16 protein-coding genes are annotated in these 16,804 nt (G+C 46.7%); 8 read left to right on the forward strand and 8 right to left on the reverse strand.

Annotated elements, in window-relative coordinates; all coding sequences use genetic code 11:
• Positions 1-11 precede the first annotated feature (11 nt).
• The 5 genes from ACRD67_RS01210 to ACRD67_RS01230 all read left to right on the forward strand — a co-directional run bounded on the left by ACRD67_RS01210 (position 12) and on the right by ACRD67_RS01230 (position 5,047).
• On the forward strand, positions 12-2,039 hold the full coding sequence (locus tag ACRD67_RS01210) for a prolyl oligopeptidase family serine peptidase (RefSeq protein WP_430965167.1): 2,028 nt from the start codon (positions 12-14) through the stop codon (positions 2,037-2,039).
• A 5-nt stretch (positions 2,040-2,044) separates the two neighbouring features.
• Positions 2,045-3,172: a helix-turn-helix domain-containing protein gene (locus tag ACRD67_RS01215; RefSeq protein ID WP_430965168.1), complete on the forward strand. Its 1,128-nt coding sequence runs from the start codon at positions 2,045-2,047 to the stop codon at positions 3,170-3,172.
• A 91-nt stretch (positions 3,173-3,263) separates the two neighbouring features.
• Positions 3,264-4,016, forward strand: coding sequence for a CPBP family intramembrane glutamic endopeptidase (locus tag ACRD67_RS01220; RefSeq protein ID WP_430965170.1), 753 nt, complete (start codon positions 3,264-3,266; stop codon positions 4,014-4,016).
• Between the two features lie 150 nt (positions 4,017-4,166).
• The gene (locus tag ACRD67_RS01225; RefSeq protein WP_430965172.1) at positions 4,167-4,595 is read left to right on the forward strand and encodes a hypothetical protein; all 429 of its coding nucleotides are present in this window, start codon (positions 4,167-4,169) and stop codon (positions 4,593-4,595) included.
• A gap of 44 nt (positions 4,596-4,639) precedes the next feature.
• Entirely contained in the window at positions 4,640-5,047 is a 408-nt protein-coding gene (locus tag ACRD67_RS01230) for a DUF2141 domain-containing protein (RefSeq protein ID WP_430965173.1), read from the forward strand.
• A gap of 32 nt (positions 5,048-5,079) precedes the next feature.
• On the opposite strand, the gene ACRD67_RS01235 is transcribed toward ACRD67_RS01230, so the two are convergent.
• Complete coding sequence (locus ACRD67_RS01235; protein ID WP_430965175.1) at positions 5,080-8,337, reverse strand: S41 family peptidase; 3,258 nt, start codon at positions 8,335-8,337, stop codon at positions 5,080-5,082.
• Between the two features lie 194 nt (positions 8,338-8,531).
• Between ACRD67_RS01235 and ACRD67_RS01240 the strand changes: the two genes are divergently transcribed.
• From ACRD67_RS01240 to ACRD67_RS01250, 3 genes are all read left to right on the forward strand, one after another.
• Positions 8,532-9,113 (forward strand): TetR/AcrR family transcriptional regulator, encoded by a 582-nt coding sequence (locus ACRD67_RS01240; protein ID WP_430965177.1) that lies wholly within the window; start codon positions 8,532-8,534, stop codon positions 9,111-9,113.
• A gap of 62 nt (positions 9,114-9,175) precedes the next feature.
• The gene (locus ACRD67_RS01245) at positions 9,176-9,925 is read left to right on the forward strand and encodes an SDR family oxidoreductase (RefSeq protein WP_430965178.1); all 750 of its coding nucleotides are present in this window, start codon (positions 9,176-9,178) and stop codon (positions 9,923-9,925) included.
• Between the two features lie 111 nt (positions 9,926-10,036).
• Positions 10,037-10,423, forward strand: a complete 387-nt coding sequence (locus ACRD67_RS01250) for a DUF423 domain-containing protein (RefSeq protein ID WP_430965180.1) — start codon at positions 10,037-10,039, stop codon at positions 10,421-10,423.
• A 60-nt stretch (positions 10,424-10,483) separates the two neighbouring features.
• Here the strand turns inward: ACRD67_RS01250 and ACRD67_RS01255 are convergent, their stop codons facing one another.
• The 7 genes from ACRD67_RS01255 to ACRD67_RS01285 form a co-directional block, all read right to left on the reverse strand.
• Positions 10,484-11,197 (reverse strand): DUF4097 family beta strand repeat-containing protein, encoded by a 714-nt coding sequence (locus tag ACRD67_RS01255; RefSeq protein ID WP_430965182.1) that lies wholly within the window; start codon positions 11,195-11,197, stop codon positions 10,484-10,486.
• A gap of 17 nt (positions 11,198-11,214) precedes the next feature.
• On the reverse strand, positions 11,215-11,967 hold the full coding sequence (locus ACRD67_RS01260) for a DUF4097 family beta strand repeat-containing protein (RefSeq protein ID WP_430965184.1): 753 nt from the start codon (positions 11,965-11,967) through the stop codon (positions 11,215-11,217).
• A gap of 19 nt (positions 11,968-11,986) precedes the next feature.
• The gene (locus ACRD67_RS01265; RefSeq protein ID WP_430965186.1) at positions 11,987-12,781 is read right to left on the reverse strand and encodes a HEAT repeat domain-containing protein; all 795 of its coding nucleotides are present in this window, start codon (positions 12,779-12,781) and stop codon (positions 11,987-11,989) included.
• Positions 12,782-12,783: 2 nt separating this feature from the next.
• On the reverse strand, positions 12,784-13,293 hold the full coding sequence (locus tag ACRD67_RS01270) for an RNA polymerase sigma factor (protein ID WP_430965188.1): 510 nt from the start codon (positions 13,291-13,293) through the stop codon (positions 12,784-12,786).
• Between the two features lie 154 nt (positions 13,294-13,447).
• The gene (locus ACRD67_RS01275; RefSeq protein WP_430965189.1) at positions 13,448-13,597 is read right to left on the reverse strand and encodes a hypothetical protein; all 150 of its coding nucleotides are present in this window, start codon (positions 13,595-13,597) and stop codon (positions 13,448-13,450) included.
• Between the two features lies 1 nt (position 13,598).
• Positions 13,599-15,836 (reverse strand): ferrous iron transport protein B, encoded by a 2,238-nt coding sequence (gene feoB, locus ACRD67_RS01280; RefSeq protein WP_430965191.1) that lies wholly within the window; start codon positions 15,834-15,836, stop codon positions 13,599-13,601.
• A complete protein-coding gene (locus ACRD67_RS01285) occupies positions 15,833-16,078 on the reverse strand; it encodes a FeoA family protein (protein WP_430965192.1) in 246 nt (81 codons plus the stop codon). The genes feoB and ACRD67_RS01285 overlap by 4 nt, the downstream gene beginning before the upstream one ends.
• Positions 16,079-16,804: the final 726 nt, after the last annotated feature.

A 16,804-nucleotide genomic window follows, 5' to 3' on the forward strand; every position in this document is an offset into this window, starting at 1 on the left:
AATTAAGAACCATGCGACCTAAATTGTTACTTCTTGCCATACTCTTTTTCTTTTATGTTGGCCATACGCAAAAGACCCCTTTTGCCTATCTGGATGTTTTTGACCTCCAATATGTTTCAGATCCACAGATAGCCCCCGATGCCTCATGGATCGTGTACCGCAGAATGGGGTTCGATATCATGAAGGATAAGGCCGTAGGCCAGCTCTGGATGATTAGGCCAGACGGATCACAACATCAAAAACTAAGTTCCGGTGAAGCAGGGGAATCTGCTCCCAGATGGTCCCCCACCGGCGACCGATTGGCCTTTGTGAGCGCTACAGAGGAGGGGTCGGAGATTTACATGTACTGGGTGCGAACCGGAAAAATCGCAAAAATCACACAGTTGCCCTTTAGCCCCAGTTCCTTGAGCTGGTCGCCCAAAGGAGATCAACTCGCCTTTTCCATGAACGTGGAAAAAAAAGCGCCGGTTTTGGCCAAAATGCCCAAAAAACCCAAGGGGGCAAAATGGGCCGAGGCACCGCGCATAACGGATAGGGTGTATCACGAAGCCGACGGCAGGGGATATATTAAACCGGGGTTCAATCATATATTTGTGGTTCCTGCAGATGGAGGGGCGGCCCGGCAGATCAGTTCCGGGGATTACCATCACCGCGGCACACTGTCTTGGTCCCCGGACGGGAGCACCATCTATTTTTCCGCCAATCGCAGCGAAAATTGGGAATATGATTTTCGGAACAGCGAAATCTATTCGGTAAACATCAATACTGGGGAGATTAAGGAACTTACCCATAGGAATGGCCCGGACTATGGTCCTGTAATATCCCCCAATGGCAGGCACATTGCCTATATCGGTTTTGAGGATAAGGTACAGGCCTATCAGGTACGCAAATTGCATGTTATGAACATTGATGGAAGCGGGCAACGTGTCATTTCCGAAAGCCTGGACAGAGGGGTGTCCAATCTTATATGGGATGCCAAAAGTGCCGGACTTTATTTTTCCTATGACGACAAGGGCAATAGCAAGATTGCACATATTTCGCTCGACGGACGGGTGAACAAACTGGCCGATGACATGGGAGGCACCTCCATAGGGCGCCCGTATGCGGGAGGTTCCTTCAGCAGTGCCAAGGACGGGACCATCGCCTTTACCAAAAGCAGGCCCAGCTATCCCGCCGAACTGGCGGTGGTGTCCGCAAAATCGAAAAACACCTCAAAAATTACCTCCCTTAACGGAGCCCTGCTGAACTACAGGACCCTGGGCAAGGTAGAGGAAGTGTGGTACAAGTCTTCGGTGGATCAAAGGGATATCCAGGGATGGGTGGTATATCCGCCCAACTATGATGCTGATAAAAAGTATCCTTTTCTGGTAGAGAACCACGGCGGCCCCATTTTAAATTATGGCGATCGCTTTTCAGCAGAGATACAACTGTACGCCGCTGCGGGCTATATTGTTTTTTATCCCAACCCAAGAGGCAGCACCAGTTATGGCGAGGCCTTCGGAAACCTTTTGTTCAACAATTATCCCGGCGAGGACTATAACGACGTGATGGACGGGGTGGACCATTGTATTCAAAAGGGGATTGCCCATGAGGACCAGTTGTTCGTTACCGGGGGGAGTGCGGGCGGCATTATGTCTGCATGGATGATCGGGAAGAACAATAGGTTCGAGGCTGCTGTAGTGGCCAAACCGGTCATGAACTGGATCAGCAAGACCTTGGTGGCTGACAACTATTTTTATTATGCCAACCACCGGTATCCCGGACAACCTTGGGAAAATTTTGAGGGGTATTGGAAATTTTCACCCATATCGCTTGTAGGCAATATTGAGACCCCTACCATGGTGATGGTGGGCATGAACGACCTAAGGACCCCACCGAGCGAGGCAAAGCAACTCTACCATGCCCTGAAACTCAGAAAGATTGAAACGGTCTTGGTAGAAATCCCAGGGGCAAGCCATGGTATTGCAAGTAAACCCAGCAACCTAATCAGTAAGGTGGCCCATACCCTGGCCTGGCTGGAGAAATATCGGCAACCGTAAAAGAAATGAATTTTAATCTAAATACCGTGCTTTCGCTCCTGGTAGCGTTTCAGCTTTTTTTTATCGCCCTTTTCCTTTTTACCAATGGCGTAACCAAAAGAAAAAGCAATGTGTTGCTCGGTATTTTTTTTCTGCTATTGGCCATCAATGTCTGCGATATCCTGTTTCAGATCAATAGGATATCGTCCTTTTTCTCACTGTTTTTTTTACTCGATGACGCCTTTTTACTACTTTTCGGTCCCTTGATCTACCTGTATACCTTGTCCGTTGTATATGAACCCTTTACCTATACTCGCAAACACGTCTGGCATTTTGTTCCCTTTGCGATCGGTGTATTGGGACTGTTTTTCCTCTACACCCTGGTGGGGTCCTCTTACCAAAATTCGCTTGTTGTGGTTACCAATGCAGAGGCCCCCAAGGGCGCAGCACTGATTTTCATAGTCCTGCTGTACCTGCACGGCGGAATTTACCTTTGGCTTTCCAAACAGGCGCTCAAAACCTATGATCGGGTGGTCAAGGAACAATACTCCAACCCGGGCCGTATTGATCTGGGGTGGGCCCACTTTATGGTAAATTCCTTTCTTATCATTTGGGTTATGGGGATGGCACAGTCCATGGTACCGTACATTGCCCAGGGCGCATATGTAAACATTACCCTGTTTTTCTTTGTAGCCTACCTCTTTTATTTTATCAACCGCGTACTTTTTAGGGCGCTGAGGGATTCTAAAATGTTCATGGGCATTCCCTATACCACCGCCGAAAAATATGCAAAGTCTAGCTTGTCCGAGGACAAAAGGAAAAAGTTCGCCGAAGCACTGGAATCCAAAATGGAGGGCGAACAATGGTACCTAAATCCCGACCTCACCTTAAAGGACGTTGCGCAATCCTTGGGGCTGCCTTCCAAAGAGCTTTCACAAATTATCAACCAGTCTTTTGACAAGAACTTCTTCGACTTTGTAAACTCCTACCGCATTGATCTGGCAAAAACCTTGTTGAGCGATGACAACAGCGCAATGACCATCCAAGAGGTCATGTACGCCGTGGGCTTTTCGTCCAAATCGTCCTTTAACACCATTTTTAAACGGAAGATGAAACAGACACCGTCCGAGTTTAGAAGTGCCTCCCTTGGATAAATTTTGATAAAAAGGGTTCGTCTTCCTGAAGTAAAACCAAAGTTTTAAGCAGTCCACCTAGTTTTGATAACGAAATCAAAAACAGGAAGTTATGGAATCTAAATTGAGCGAAAACAAAACCTTGAAGGAACGGTTACAAAAGAGTTTACTAGGCCATCCCTATTTGCCCCTTTGGGAAATATTGCTGGTCGCAGGAACCGTCATTGTTTTTATGGTCCTCGCCCTTCCCTTGGCCAAGGGAAATCTGTTGGCGCACCAAGGAATCGTTTGGTTGGCCAATATTTTGATGATGGTCTTGATCGGCTTGGGGCTATGGCTAAGGGGTACCGGCCTTAGTGCTCTAGGGCTGCACCTAAGGTTTACAGGTTGGAAAAATCTCCTACGGACGCTTTTATGGTCGGCCCTCGTGTTTGTGGTCACGGTCTTTTGTTTTGTCATGGGAGAGGTCATTTTACGGGGGCTGGTCGCCTCGGGCGAACCTGCTGATATGACTGGTTATGCCTATTTAAAGGACAACCCCGGACTCTTGATCCTGTCCCTGCTTGGGGTCTATATCGTATCTTCCTTTGGGGAGGAACTGGTGTATAGGGGGTTTTTAATACATAGGATTTCGGAACTGTTCGGCCATTCCCGCCATAAAAATGCACTTGCCGTGCTTCTCAGTGGACTCATTTTTGGGCTCGCCCATTACCAATGGGGCTTAACGGGCGTGGTGCAGACCACCATAATGGGCTGGGTATTGGGTCTGTTCTACCTGTTGTTCAAAAAAAGACTGATCGTTTTGATACTTGCCCATGTTTTTATGGATACGCTCTTATTGCTCGGGATATATTTTGGCCTATAAGGTTCTTCGAAAACACGGATGGGAAAGAGTTACAGATGAAAATTTGTGACAATATTCCCTTTTGACCTTAGAAAGCTTATTTTTGTTAAGGTCCTACCTGGGGAAAGTACTGGCCCCAAGGCATGCCAATTGGCCTGAGCAAAAAAGGGAATGGGAAACAAAAGAAAACGACATTGGTTGTGGAACCTGCTGATTCTGATCACGGTCATTACCTGTGTGCTGGCCTTTACCGCACATTACAAGAACTGGACCAAGATAGGACCGGACCACATCAAGATCCTTTCAGGGGTATATTATGTGGAACTGCCCTTTGCAGACCTGGATAGTATTGACATGGTCGTTAAAATCCCGTCCATGGAACGGATCAACGGATTTTCGGTCAAAGCCATAGAAAAGGGCATATTCACGGACTCCCTTACGAATACAAAAACCTATGTGTACGTAGATGATTTGAGGCAAGATAAAATAAGATTGGTCTATAGGGATTCCCTAAAACTGTACTTGAATTTTACTGACTCCATCCAGACCAGAACGCTGTATGATTTTCTAGGGGACAAAATTAATGCCTCCCCTGAATAATTTTGGCAAAGAAATGGAGTTAAAGAAGTATATCTAAAACTACAATGAAAAGCGTACTGTTTTTCTTTTTACTACTGCCCTTTTTGGGAATGGCCCAGAATACGCTTTCCGTGGCGGTAAACAAGGTAGGGTGCAATTCGGGCGAGGTGAGTGTTGCGGTGTATACCGAAGCCGATGGGTTCTTGAAATTTGAAAAGGTATATCGGAACAATAGTGTACAGGCCACCAAGGGGATTACGGAGGTGACCATTAAAGACTTGCCCAACGGGATGTACGCGGTGGCCGTATTCCATGATAAAAATGGAAACGGCCAATTGGACACCAACTGGTTGGGAATTCCCAAAGAGGACGTCGGTTTTTCCAAGGCCAAAATGAAAATGTTCGGCCCGCCCAGCTTTAAAGAATGCTGTTTTGAGCTAAATTCGGACACCAAGATACAGGTGTACCTATAGGAACACCACGATTTGGGCACCAAGTATGGTTATTAGTTCCTTTGGAACCCTTCCGGACGTTTCCATTTTACCGGGGGAGCCGGTTCTGGCTTTAGGTTAAACTCCTCGGTTTTGAGCAAACGCAGGGCTTCTTCCACCCCTTTTTCCAATTGGGGATCGCTACCCTGCAGTACCAGTTTGGGGGTTTGGATTACTTCGATATCAGGGGCTATACCCTCACCTTCCACGGCCCAGTTGCCATTCACATCAAAAAAACCACCTCTCGGAGCTACCATTCGCCCGCCATCTATAAACCGTGGCGTATCCCAGGTGCCCACTAGGCCGCCCCAGGTACGGGTGCCGACCAAGGGGCCAATTTTTTTCGCATGGAACATATAGGGCAACAAGTCACCGCCCGAACCGGCGCGTTCGTTGATCAGCATCACCTTGGGCCCCCAAATACCGGCCATAGGTGTGGTCCAAGGACGATTGTCATTGGCTTTGCTGTTAAAATAGCCGAACAGCTCCCGCGACATGATGTCCACCATATAATCGGCAGCGGAACCACCTCCGTTGTTGCGTTCATCTACAATGACACCTTTTTTGTCCTGTTGGGAGAAGTAGTAGCGATTAAAATATTGAAAGCCCACTCCGCCTGTATTGGGAACATAGACATAGGCTAATTTTCCGTTTGAAAGCTCCTCCACCTTTTTTCGGTTGCTCTCGATCCAGTCGAAAGTCCTTAGTGCCCTTTCGTTGCTGACTGGCTTAACAAGGATTTCCTTGGCACCCGTCATATTGGGCACCCCGTTCGTTTTGATTTTTATTTCCCTATCCGCGGTCTGTTCCAATAGACTGTAGGGGTTGGTGGCGGCAGTGAGAGGTTCTCCATTGATGGCCAGAAGGTAATCGCCCTCGTTTACCGATGCCCCAGGTAGTGCCAAAGGGGCCTGCAAATCGGGGTTCCAACTTTCACCTGTATAGATTTTCGAAATCCTGTAAAAACCATTTTCCAATTCAAAATCGCAGCCTAAGAGACCAACAGGGACCCTTTCAACATCGGGCATATCTCCTCCTGCCACGTAAGAATGACCAATGGAGACCTCACCGCTCATAATGTCCACCACGTAATTGAGGTCTGTTCTATGCCGTACATGATCGATCCATGGGGCATACCACTTGTAGATGTCCTGCCATGGTGCCCCATGCACATTATCCACATAAAGGAAGTCGCGCATATAGCGCCATCCTTCCTTAAAGATCTGATGGTATTCTGCGGTGGGATCCACCTTTATTTTAAGGTCCAGTTTAAGTTTGCCGTCTCCCGGTTTGGGCTTCCCGTTAGTCTCAACGATACTCCAGGACCCATTCTGCGCAAGCAGCATGTTTTTACGGTCCGATGAGACGGTGACTTGGGTGACCTTGGAGGAAAACTCCTCCGCTTTCAATTTTTCCACATCGTATTTGTGCAGGCTAAAGCCCGTTTCATTCGGCACGTTTTCTAGCACAAAAACAACCTTTTCAGGGCCTTTGGCCAGGGCTACATAGTTGCGCGCCTCCAATTTTAGGGCCACGATCCTATTCTGTATGCCTTCCGGATCTATGCGTACCACCACTTTGGAGGGCGCTGTTTTTTCCTTGCTATCTTTTTTGTCCTTTTTGTCCGTTGCCTCGGGTTTTTTTCCTTCCTCCCTGTCGGCCTTGGGAAGCGTTGGCGCCTTGTCCATTTTGGAAAGCACTATGGCGTAGAGACTACGGGTTACCGAGGGGTCGTAGGAACTCATATCCAACCAGCCCGACTGTAGGCCGTAATTGGTGCTGGCCAGAAAGTACAGGTATTTCCCTTTTTCGTCCCATACCGGGCTAATGGCATCGGCCATGCCATCGGTGAGCTGTACCGTTTTTTTACTGTCCAGGTTGTAGGCAAAAATAGCCTTGAAATGACTTTCCAATTGCTTGGGGTAGGCAATCCATTTACTATCGGGCGACCAAACCGGGTTCAGGGTACGGTTGGGATGTGCGTAGCGGTCTGTGGCCGCTTTTTCCACCGCCCCGGTGCCCAAGTTAACCACCCAGATATTGTAGTCCGTGTCGGAGTAGGCGATGTGGGCCCCATCAGGCGACCAGGCAGGGCTAAAATAAAAGGTATGGTTCGGCAAAGTATAGACTTTTTGATTACCGCCATCCTGGTCCGCTACGACAAGTTGGTACTCTCCGCTACCATCGGAAAACCAGGCCACTTTATCCCCTTTTGGGGACCAGACCGGAGCACGATCGGCTATGCCCGGAGTTTTGGTAAGGTTTTTCCAACTGCCATGTTCCTTGGGAACGCTAAAGATTTCCCCACGATGTTCAAAAATGGCCCTTTTACCGGTAGGGGAAAGCTGCGGATTGGTCAATGCAGTGCCCCTTACCGCTTCCCACCTTGGACGTGAAAAGTTCATATCGGCATTGACGGTAATGGTCAATTGTTTGGTGGTACCGCTTGTGGGATCGAGAAGGTGCAGATAACCGCCTTGTTCATAAACGATATGGTTGGGGCCGGCATCCAAGCTTTTGACATCGAATTTCTGGTGGAAGGTAAGTTGTTTTTCGGCCTTGGTAAGCGGGTCAAAGGACCAAATGTTACTGGCATAATCCCGCTCGGACAGATAATATACGGTATTGTTGTGCCAGACCGGATCTAAATGCCGCTCCTTGGTGGGCTGTGGGGTCCGGGTTAGCGCTTTGGTCTCCATATCCACGATCCAAATGGGCATGGCCTGGCCGCCCCGATAATTGCGCCACTCGGGATCCCAAAAGGTGATGGGTACATAGGCGATATGTTTACCATCGGGTGAAATCTCCCCAAAGGCCGCCCTGGGAATTTCTATGGCGGAAGGAAAACCACCGCTCACCGGAACTTTGTAGAATTTATTGGTCTGTGTGGGCCTACTTTCCCTGCCCGACCGGAAAAGAACCTCCCCTTCCGGGGTCCATCCCTGTACAAAATCGCCACCGGGATGCCAGGTCAATCGTTTGGGCTCCCCTCCATGGGAGGGAATTACGTAGACATCAAAATTACCGTCGTACTCTGCCGTAAAGGCAATTTGCTTGCCATCTGGGGAGAAATGGGGGGAAAGCTCATAACCTTCATTGCTAGTGAGTCTAATGGCGTTGCCCCCATTGATCGATGTTTTCCAAAGATCATTGGCATAGACAAATACAATTTCCGAACCGGAAACCGTGGGCTGTCTTAATAATTGTGTACCCTGGGCCGTCAGATTCAGGACAAAAAGTAGAAAAAGGGAAAGGGAGTATACGTATTTCATAATGCTGTCTTTAGGGGAATGAAAGTATTGAAAAAATCTGGGTTCAACAAGATTAAATCACGGAGGTTCAGCTGGGTGGAAAAAGAAATATGTGCTGCGCTTTCATGGGCTAAGGTGTCTCAGGAAAACCAAATTTATGTTAAATTTTTTTTGAAACGATTATTTCAATATACTTTTGGATAAAGGAACACAAAATGCCCAGGGTAGAGGAATTTGACAAAGCATTGGTACTGCAACGGGCCACGGCCATTTTTTGGGCCAAGGGCTACAATGGTACTTCCATGCAGGATTTGGTGGAGGCTACGGGACTAAACCGTTCCAGTATCTATAATTCCTTCGGCTCCAAATTGGCGCTGTACCAAGATGCCCTGGCGTATTACAACAAGGAAACGAATGTCTTTTTTCAAAAGGCCTTGCTACGGGCAGCAGATCCCCTGGAGGCCATACGCTTTATTTTTGAAGGTTTTCTTCCGGAAATACTCGAGGATACTGAGGGTAAAGGTTGTTTTGCCATGAACTGCAAGGCGGAAATGGGCAATCAGGACCAAAACATCAAACAATGGCTCTTAAACACCCAGGAACAGGTATTGACCACCTTTCAAAGCCTGGTAAGTGATGGCCAGGAACAGGGGATAATCAATAAGAAACAGGATGCCAGGAACTACGCATATTACATATTCAATGCGTTTCAGGGATTTCGCATGACGGGGATATTGGTCAAAGACCGGAAGGTATTGCAACAGCTTATTGACAATACCGTGGAATTATTGGAGTAAATTTTTTTAATCAATTTTGAAACGAACGTTTCAAAAATAATCACTAATATAATACATTTGACATGAGTAGATTTAAAGACAAGGTAGTAGTCGTTTCTGGAGGCAATTCAGGGATAGGCCTGGAGAGTGTAAAGGGTTTTTTGGCCGAAGGCGCCAAGGTCGTTTTTTCCGGCCGTAGGCAGGAGGCCCTGGATGCAGTTTCCAAGGAGCTGTCGGGGGATTTTAAGGCGGTCTTGGCCGATCAGTCCAAACTGGAGGACAATAAAAAATTGGTGGAGGTGGCCGTGGCTACCTATGGAACCATTGATGTCCTATTTGTAAATGCGGGCGTGGCCTATTTTGTTCCGGCCGATCAGATCGATGAACAGCATTTTGATTCACAATTTGACATCAACGTCAAAGGCCCGGCTTTTTTGGTAAAAAGTGCCATTCCCAACCTAAAGGATGGGGCGTCCATTATTTTCAATACCTCCATTGTACATAAAAAGGGCTTTGAGGCCTCCGCGGTGTACAGTGCAACCAAGGGAGCCCTGCGTGCCTTTGCCAGGGTATTGACCACGGAGCTGGCCCCGCGCAAGATACGTGTGAACGCTGTGGCACCTGGTCCTATAGCAACACCTATTTATAACAAGCTGGGAATGCCCGAGGAAGTAGTGAATGAAATGGGGCAGGGTTTTGCCGCCTCTAATCCCTTAAAGCGTTTTGGAGACCCGAAAGAGGTTGCCAATGTAGTTTTGTTTCTAGCTTCGGAGGAGGCCAGTTATGTAAACGGAGCGGAACTCGAGGTAGACGGTGGTGTTAGTCAGGTTTAATAGGAAGAGCACCAACGAAAGGGTCCATCTATTTTGCAGGTGGACCCTTTACGCTTCATAAGAAGACGTCTTTTCCAAGACAAGCTGTATCTTTGCCCCAAAGCAAGACCTATGATTCTTTTGGTTCCCTTCTTTGGTGCACTATACGGTTTGTTGGCCGTAATCTTTGGCGCTTTTGGTGCCCATGCCCTTAAAAATTCCCTTACGGAAGATCAACTCAAAAGTTTCGAGACCGGGGTAAAATACCAAATGTACCACGCCATTTTGTTGATTGTGCTTGGATTCAATTTTGGCTTTACCTCCCCATTGGAGACCTATATCGTTTACTGCTTTATTATAGGAGTATTTCTATTTTCCTTCAGTATTTATGGTCTTTGTATCAGTGCTTCCAAAGGAAGAAAACTCAGGTTCCTGGGTCCGGTCACTCCCCTGGGAGGGTTGCTTCTTGTAATAGGATGGGGACTTTTGGGATACTCCTTTATTTCTGAATTTATTTAGGGATGGCCAAAAAGGGTTTTGGATTCCAAAGCCTAATCGGTTATACCTTCCAAAAAGCCGCTATAATCTTAAATACATATTTCCGTTGATGGTATTCAACCGAAGTCGGTGTGCGGCGCCGTCAAAACTGCCCTCCACTTTTTGGCCCACATGCCTGTCCGTGCTTTGGAAATTCAGTTTCTCATCGGCATAAATGTTCCCGTGTATCGTTTCGGCCACCACCTTGGTATTGCGCATTTTTAGATCGATTTCCCCATTGATGGTGCTGAGATCCAAATTCCCGGCATAGGTCTTTATCTCAATATCCCCGTTGATCAGTTCGGCCGTAAAATCGCCCTCCACCACTTCCGATACCAGGCTGCCGTTGATACTGCTCAGGCTAAAGGAGGCATTTTTGGGAACATAGAGCGTATAGTTGAATTCATATTCGTACCCGCAGTAGTAATGCCTTTTCTTTCTGTCGGGATTGTCCTTGTCGTAGGCCTCCCGGAACTTCTTAAAAACAGGTTCAGCCTTGGAGACAATCAGAATTTGGGAACTGCTTTCATCAATTTTAAGTTCGTAGTACTCCAGGAACTGCTCTTCCTCCGCACTTAGGTGGGCCTTAAAATACACCTCGTCCTTATCCCAGGTCTTTAGCTCAATGTGCTCGGCAAATTTGAGGTCCACATCAATGTGCTGATCCTGGTAGGCAATGTTCTTTTCGATAATTTTCTGTGCCTGTAGGCTTAGCCCGACCAGCGTACAGGCCAGGGCGATTACTATTTTTTTCATGATTGTTCTTTTTTTGATTATTTTTTTCTCAGATAGATATTCCCGTTGGTGGACTTCAATTTTATGGAGACGCCCCCATTGTTGATAGACCCGGTTACCCGTCGTGTGGAGATTGATTTTAGTCCATCCTTATCGGGTCTTTTCAAATCAAAATTGGTGTAGATTTCCCCATTGAGGGAACTGAGGAACAGGTCGGCCGGCGTACCTTGGGGCAAGCTAACATCCACTTCGCCGTTGGTGGTATAAATGGAAATGGGAGAATCCTGCTTTACCGTTTTAAATTGCACCTCAATTTCCCCGTTCAGCGCGTTTGCCGTTATGGGTCCGGTAACCTCTCTAATAACGATGCCCCCGTTTAATTGGGCGTTGGCCTCTATTTCACTGGTAAAGCCTTCGATTTCAATATCGCCGTGCCACGTGCTTTTGACCGAAAAGTTTTGCGTTGCGGGAAGAAATATTTCTGCATCTTCTGACTTGCGGAGACTTTTAACGATCAGATTATTGCCGTCCTGGACCACATAGAAGCCCACATCGGTATTATCGGTACCTCCTTCCCCGACCAGTTTTAAACCTTTTGCCCTATCGGGGGTTGCCACGGAGGAGCCTACTTTGATCAAAAGCTCATTTTTACTGTGCGTCCGTACCGTAATATCGGCTTTTGATTCAATTCTTACCCATTCGATACCCTCCAGGGATTTGGTGTAATCGTTTTGGGCCAATGCCGTGCCGGTAGCCAGGCATAGTAATAAAATAAATGTGAACTGTTTCATGATTTTCGTTTTTTGATGTTTATACAATACTTGGTAAAAGTGTTTTGATTTGTTCTTTGATAAAGGGCTGTGTGTCTTCCCGCTCCAATAGTTCTTGCATGGGCTTCACCGCCTTCTTCTCCTGGATTTTTACCAGAACTTGAATGATGGTGATTTGAATGCTGGGGTCTTTTTCCGTTTTCAACGCTGCTATAAAGGCGTTTTTTACGTTTTCCGAAGCCGTAAATCTTCCCAGGGCATCTACTGCCGTCAAACGTACGTTGGTGTTGGCATCATACCGCATCCTATCGATTAGGGCCAATACAATGGCTTCATCAGGATCGGTAAATTCTTCAATGTAGTTTACCCCCTGGATCCGTTTGCTGGCCGATTTGTTTTCCATAAGGGAGAGCATTGCGGTCTCCTTTATTTCCTGACGTTCGTCCTGTAGGAGCGCAATCTCCTTGTTGGACTGCGTTTGTTGCTGTTGCTGACCAAAGAGGAAGGCACCCAACAATAAAACGATACTGGCGGCCACCCGCAGCAGATCTTTGGTCCAATTTCTCTTTTCGGTGGCGGGGGTATTTAGCGGTATTACCTTTGCATCGGCCTGCTTTTCGAGCTCCAACAGTTTATAAAAATTCGTTTTTATCCGTTCAGGGGGTGTAGCACCCTTTTCTTGCCCAAAAGCTTCAAATAGCACCTTCATTTCCTCCAGTTCCTTTGCGCAGGCGGCACAAGTGGCAAGATGCCCTTCAAGCTGGGCACGTTCCTCTTGTCCAAGGGCATCGTCCAAATAATCCGGAAGTAGTGCTACAATATGATTTTCATCCATGACTATATATTTTCAAAATAAATTCGCTTCAATTTTTTCAATGCCCGGGATACCTTGGTCTTCACTGCTCCCGGGGTGCTCCCCATAATTTCTGCCAGCTCATTATATTTTATTTCCTGGAAACGGTTTAAGATCAGTACTTCGCGGTCCGAGCTTTCCAACTTTTCCAAGGCGCTGTGCAAATGGGTAAAATCCTCTTTCTCCTTTTCCAATACCTGTACCGTTTCCAGGTCGCTACAATGCTCTTTTACCCTGCTATAATGCGTGTTCAAACTGTTTCTCGCTATAGTAAAAAGCCAGGAGATAAATTTGCCGTTTTTGTACGATGTCCGGTACTTCATTATTTTATAGAACACTTCTTGGGTGATATCCTCGCTCAGCATTTTATCGCCAGACATCTTATAGAGAAAATTGTACACGTGTACATGGTGTCTTTCAAAAAGGATCCGGAGCATGTCCAGGTTCCCGTGGGCTACCGCCTCCATAAGTTTTTCGTCCGTCTGCGCTTCCAAGAGCGGTCGTTTTTAGTTGGTGTTCACTAGTATATAGTCAGAAATGTACGAAAGGTTACACAGCTGATATATATTTTATCATGAAAAGATGTAAGATGTTGAAAATAAAGAGGTTAACTCTTGTTTTCTGATAGGTAAGCGGATGTAAAATACCTTAGTGACAGCCACAATCATCGTGGCCACAGGCCTTGCCGCCCTTCTTTTTGGTTGCGAAGAGCGATTTGGGCAAGAAGAATTTTTTGGCGATATAGCCAATGGCTATCGCCAAAATGATATAAGCCAATACCGGTTGCAAATAACTCATCTTACTTTATGATTTGATAGGCGATCAATGCTACAATATACGCAAAACTGCTCATAAAAACCAATTGCATAGCGGGCCACTTCCAACTGTTGGTCTCCCGTTTTACAATGGCCAGGGTGCTCATGCACTGCATGGCAAAAGCATAAAACAGCAATAGGGAAATTCCCGAAGCCAGATTGAACAAGGGTTTTTTATCGATGGGATTCACTTCTGCCGCCATCCTGTTCTTAATGGTTTCCTCCTCATCGCTTCCCACGCTGTAAATGGTGGCCAGTGTTCCTACGAAGACTTCCCGGGCGGCGAAAGAGGTGATTACCGCGATTCCTATCTTCCAATCGTACCCCAAGGGTCTTACAATGGGTTCTATGCCCTTGCCGGCGTAACCAATATAGGAATGCTCCAATTTATAACTCGCTATTTCCTGTTTTTGGGCGTTTGTCTCAAGCAGGACCTGCCTTGCCTGTACGGAATCTTGAAAGGTTTTTAGTCCCAGGGCATTGCTTTGGTCCAACACACTTACCGGGCTGCTTCTTTTATAGTCGTCCAATTTGTTCTTGATATAGGCCTGGCTATAGGGCGAGAACCCTTCTTTGGCAATACGCTCCTTCACGATACTCTCGGCATTCCTAAAATCGTCCGAATACCCGTTGGAACCCAAAAACCATAGGATTATGGAAATGGCCAAAATGATTTTTCCGGCCCCGTATACAAAGCTTTTGGTCTTTTCCAGTACAGTATAGGCCACATTTTTAAGGAGGGGCAGTTTGTAACTGGGCATTTCTACCACAAAAAAGGAGCGACTCCTTATTTTGAGTATTTTGTTGAGGGCCATGGCAGAAAGTATGGCCGCTCCAAAGCCAATGAGGTATAGGAGCATTAGGGTAAGCGCCTGGTAGCTCAAGCCCAAAAAACGTCCCTCGGGGATGACCAGGGCAATAATGATAAGGTATACCGGTAAGCGGGCAGAGCAGGTAGTAAAGGGGGTTACGAGGATGGTAATTAAGCGTTCTTTCCAATTTTCTATGGTCCGGGTCGCCATTACCGCAGGGATGGCACAGGCGGTACCCGATATGAGGGGGACCACACTTTTACCGCTTAGGCCAAAAGGCCGCATTAAACGGTCCATTAAAAAGACCACTCTGCTCATATATCCGCTTTCTTCCAGGAGCGCGATAAAAAGGAACAAAAAGGCGATTTGGGGAATGAAGATTACAATGCCCCCTATACCGGCTAGGACGCCCTCGGCAATCAAATTGGTCAAAATCCCGGAGGGGAGTGTGCGTTTTATCCACTCGCTGGCCATCGCGAACGACTCGTCAATAAAATCCATCGGATAGCTGCTCCAATCGTATATGGCCTGGAAAATGGTCAATAGGATGACAAAGAAAATGAGGTAACCAAAGATTTTATGGGTCAAGACCTTGTCCAACGTAGCCCTAAAGCCCTTGGCCGCGTTTCTATCTACCATGTAGGTTTCCTTTAGGGTATCATTGATGAACTTGTACCGCAGAATGGTTTCCCGCTGTTGTAGCCGTTTAAGATCGGCCTTGGATTTTGTGACAAAGGAGGAAGCGTCCTGTATGCGTTTCTTTTCGATGGGGGTAAAGTTCACATCCTGTGTGATCACCAACCAAAGTTTGTACAGGTCTTCGTTCGGAAAGGTGCGCTCCAAACGTTCAAAATACTCTGGTGCGATTGCCCGGGGATCCATGTTGGGGGCTACCGATAAATTTTTGTAATCCGCAATGAGCTCCTTGATCTTTTCAATACCACTTCCCTTTCGTGTGCTAACCAGTGCTATTTTGGTATTCAACCGTTCCTCCAGGAGCGAGACATCCATGGAAATTCCCTTTCGGGACATACGGTCTGCCATGTTGATGACCAATATGGCGGGAATCCTGAGGTCCTTGATCTGAGTAAATAAGAGCAGATTGCGCTTTAGGTTTTCCACATCCGTGATCACCATGGCCACATCGGGAAAATCCTTGTCGTTTTTGTTTAGCAGCAGTTCGGCCACCACGCTCTCGTCCAAGGAGGTGGTATTTAGGCTATAGGTGCCCGGTAAATCCAGGATATGGGCCCTTACCCCTCGGGGCAATTTGCAGATACCTTCTTTCTTTTCTACGGTAATGCCCGGATAATTGCCTACTTTTTGCTTTAGTCCCGTTAATTGGTTAAAAACCGAGGTTTTACCGGTGTTGGGGTTGCCAATGAGGGCGACATTGATTTGCTTGCTCATGGGGCCGTGGTGTCTTCAATACGTTCGAGCTCGATCTGTTGTGCGATGGACCTTCTAATGGCAATATGGGAACCGTTTACGTTGATGTAGATGGGGTCTTTTAGGGGCGCCACTTGTATCATTTCTACCTCATTGCCCGGCAAACAACCGAGTTCCAGCAGTTTTATAGGTAGGACATCCTCTGGAAATTCCTTGATAATGCCCTTTTCCCCTCGCTTCAAGTCTGCAACCGTGCTAGCCAATTTTTATTTAGATTGATTTTAAGTAAGGACAAAAGTAACGTAAAATTATGAATTATGAATTGGGGAGTTATGAATTATAAGTTAAAAGTTGATAGTGGACGGTTGGCACACCTACGCCATCCACATGTCGCCATCCGCGTGTCGCCATAGCTTTAGCGGAGGCACAAGCTTTAGTGGAGGCACAGGCTACGGTGTATGCTGACAGTGGGCAGGGCACAATTATGAATTGATGAATTATGAATTATGAATTGGGGAATTATGGATTAAGAGTTTTGAGTTGGCAGGGGAACAGTGGGCAGGGCACAATTATGAATTGATGGATTATGAATTATGAATTATGAATTGGGGAATTATGGATTAAGAGTTTTGAGTTGGCAGGGGAACAGTTGGCAGTGGTTAATAGTGCCGGAGATTCCTCGCAGGCTCGGAATGACAAATCAATACGTATTGTCATTCAGAGTGAAGCGTAGCGGAACGAAGAATCCCAAACCTGACGCATTGGGCGGGGCACAATTATGAATTGAGGAATGATGAATTATGAATTGATGGATTATGAATTGATGGATTATGAATTTGGGAGTTATGAATTGGGGAATTATGAATTATAAGTTGAGGAGTTATGAATTTGGACTCGAATTTTTGATTTTTACCATCAACCATCAACCATCAACCATCAACCATCAACCATCAACCATCAACCATCAACCATCAACCATCAACCATCAA

The organism is Eudoraea algarum, assembly GCF_050589645.1.
GTDB lineage: Bacteria > Bacteroidota > Bacteroidia > Flavobacteriales > Flavobacteriaceae > JBNGOQ01.

What these genes read in the sequence shown, in the direction of transcription:
- ACRD67_RS01265 (WP_430965186.1), bottom strand. Translation starts at nt 12,781, where the DNA reads ATGGATGAAAATCATATTGTAGCACTACTTCCGGATTATTTGGACGAT.
- ACRD67_RS01255 (WP_430965182.1), bottom strand. Translation starts at nt 11,197, where the DNA reads ATGAAAAAAATAGTAATCGCCCTGGCCTGTACGCTGGTCGGGCTAAGC.
- ACRD67_RS01220 (WP_430965170.1), top strand. Translation starts at nt 3,264, where the DNA reads ATGGAATCTAAATTGAGCGAAAACAAAACCTTGAAGGAACGGTTACAA.
- ACRD67_RS01225 (WP_430965172.1), top strand. Translation starts at nt 4,167, where the DNA reads ATGGGAAACAAAAGAAAACGACATTGGTTGTGGAACCTGCTGATTCTG.
- ACRD67_RS01260 (WP_430965184.1), bottom strand. Translation starts at nt 11,967, where the DNA reads ATGAAACAGTTCACATTTATTTTATTACTATGCCTGGCTACCGGCACG.
- ACRD67_RS01250 (WP_430965180.1), top strand. Translation starts at nt 10,037, where the DNA reads ATGATTCTTTTGGTTCCCTTCTTTGGTGCACTATACGGTTTGTTGGCC.
- ACRD67_RS01235 (WP_430965175.1), bottom strand. Translation starts at nt 8,337, where the DNA reads ATGAAATACGTATACTCCCTTTCCCTTTTTCTACTTTTTGTCCTGAAT.
- ACRD67_RS01230 (WP_430965173.1), top strand. Translation starts at nt 4,640, where the DNA reads ATGAAAAGCGTACTGTTTTTCTTTTTACTACTGCCCTTTTTGGGAATG.
- ACRD67_RS01245 (WP_430965178.1), top strand. Translation starts at nt 9,176, where the DNA reads ATGAGTAGATTTAAAGACAAGGTAGTAGTCGTTTCTGGAGGCAATTCA.
- ACRD67_RS01210 (WP_430965167.1), top strand. Translation starts at nt 12, where the DNA reads ATGCGACCTAAATTGTTACTTCTTGCCATACTCTTTTTCTTTTATGTT.
- feoB (WP_430965191.1), bottom strand. Translation starts at nt 15,836, where the DNA reads ATGAGCAAGCAAATCAATGTCGCCCTCATTGGCAACCCCAACACCGGT.
- ACRD67_RS01215 (WP_430965168.1), top strand. Translation starts at nt 2,045, where the DNA reads ATGAATTTTAATCTAAATACCGTGCTTTCGCTCCTGGTAGCGTTTCAG.
- ACRD67_RS01275 (WP_430965189.1), bottom strand. Translation starts at nt 13,597, where the DNA reads ATGAGTTATTTGCAACCGGTATTGGCTTATATCATTTTGGCGATAGCC.
- ACRD67_RS01240 (WP_430965177.1), top strand. Translation starts at nt 8,532, where the DNA reads ATGCCCAGGGTAGAGGAATTTGACAAAGCATTGGTACTGCAACGGGCC.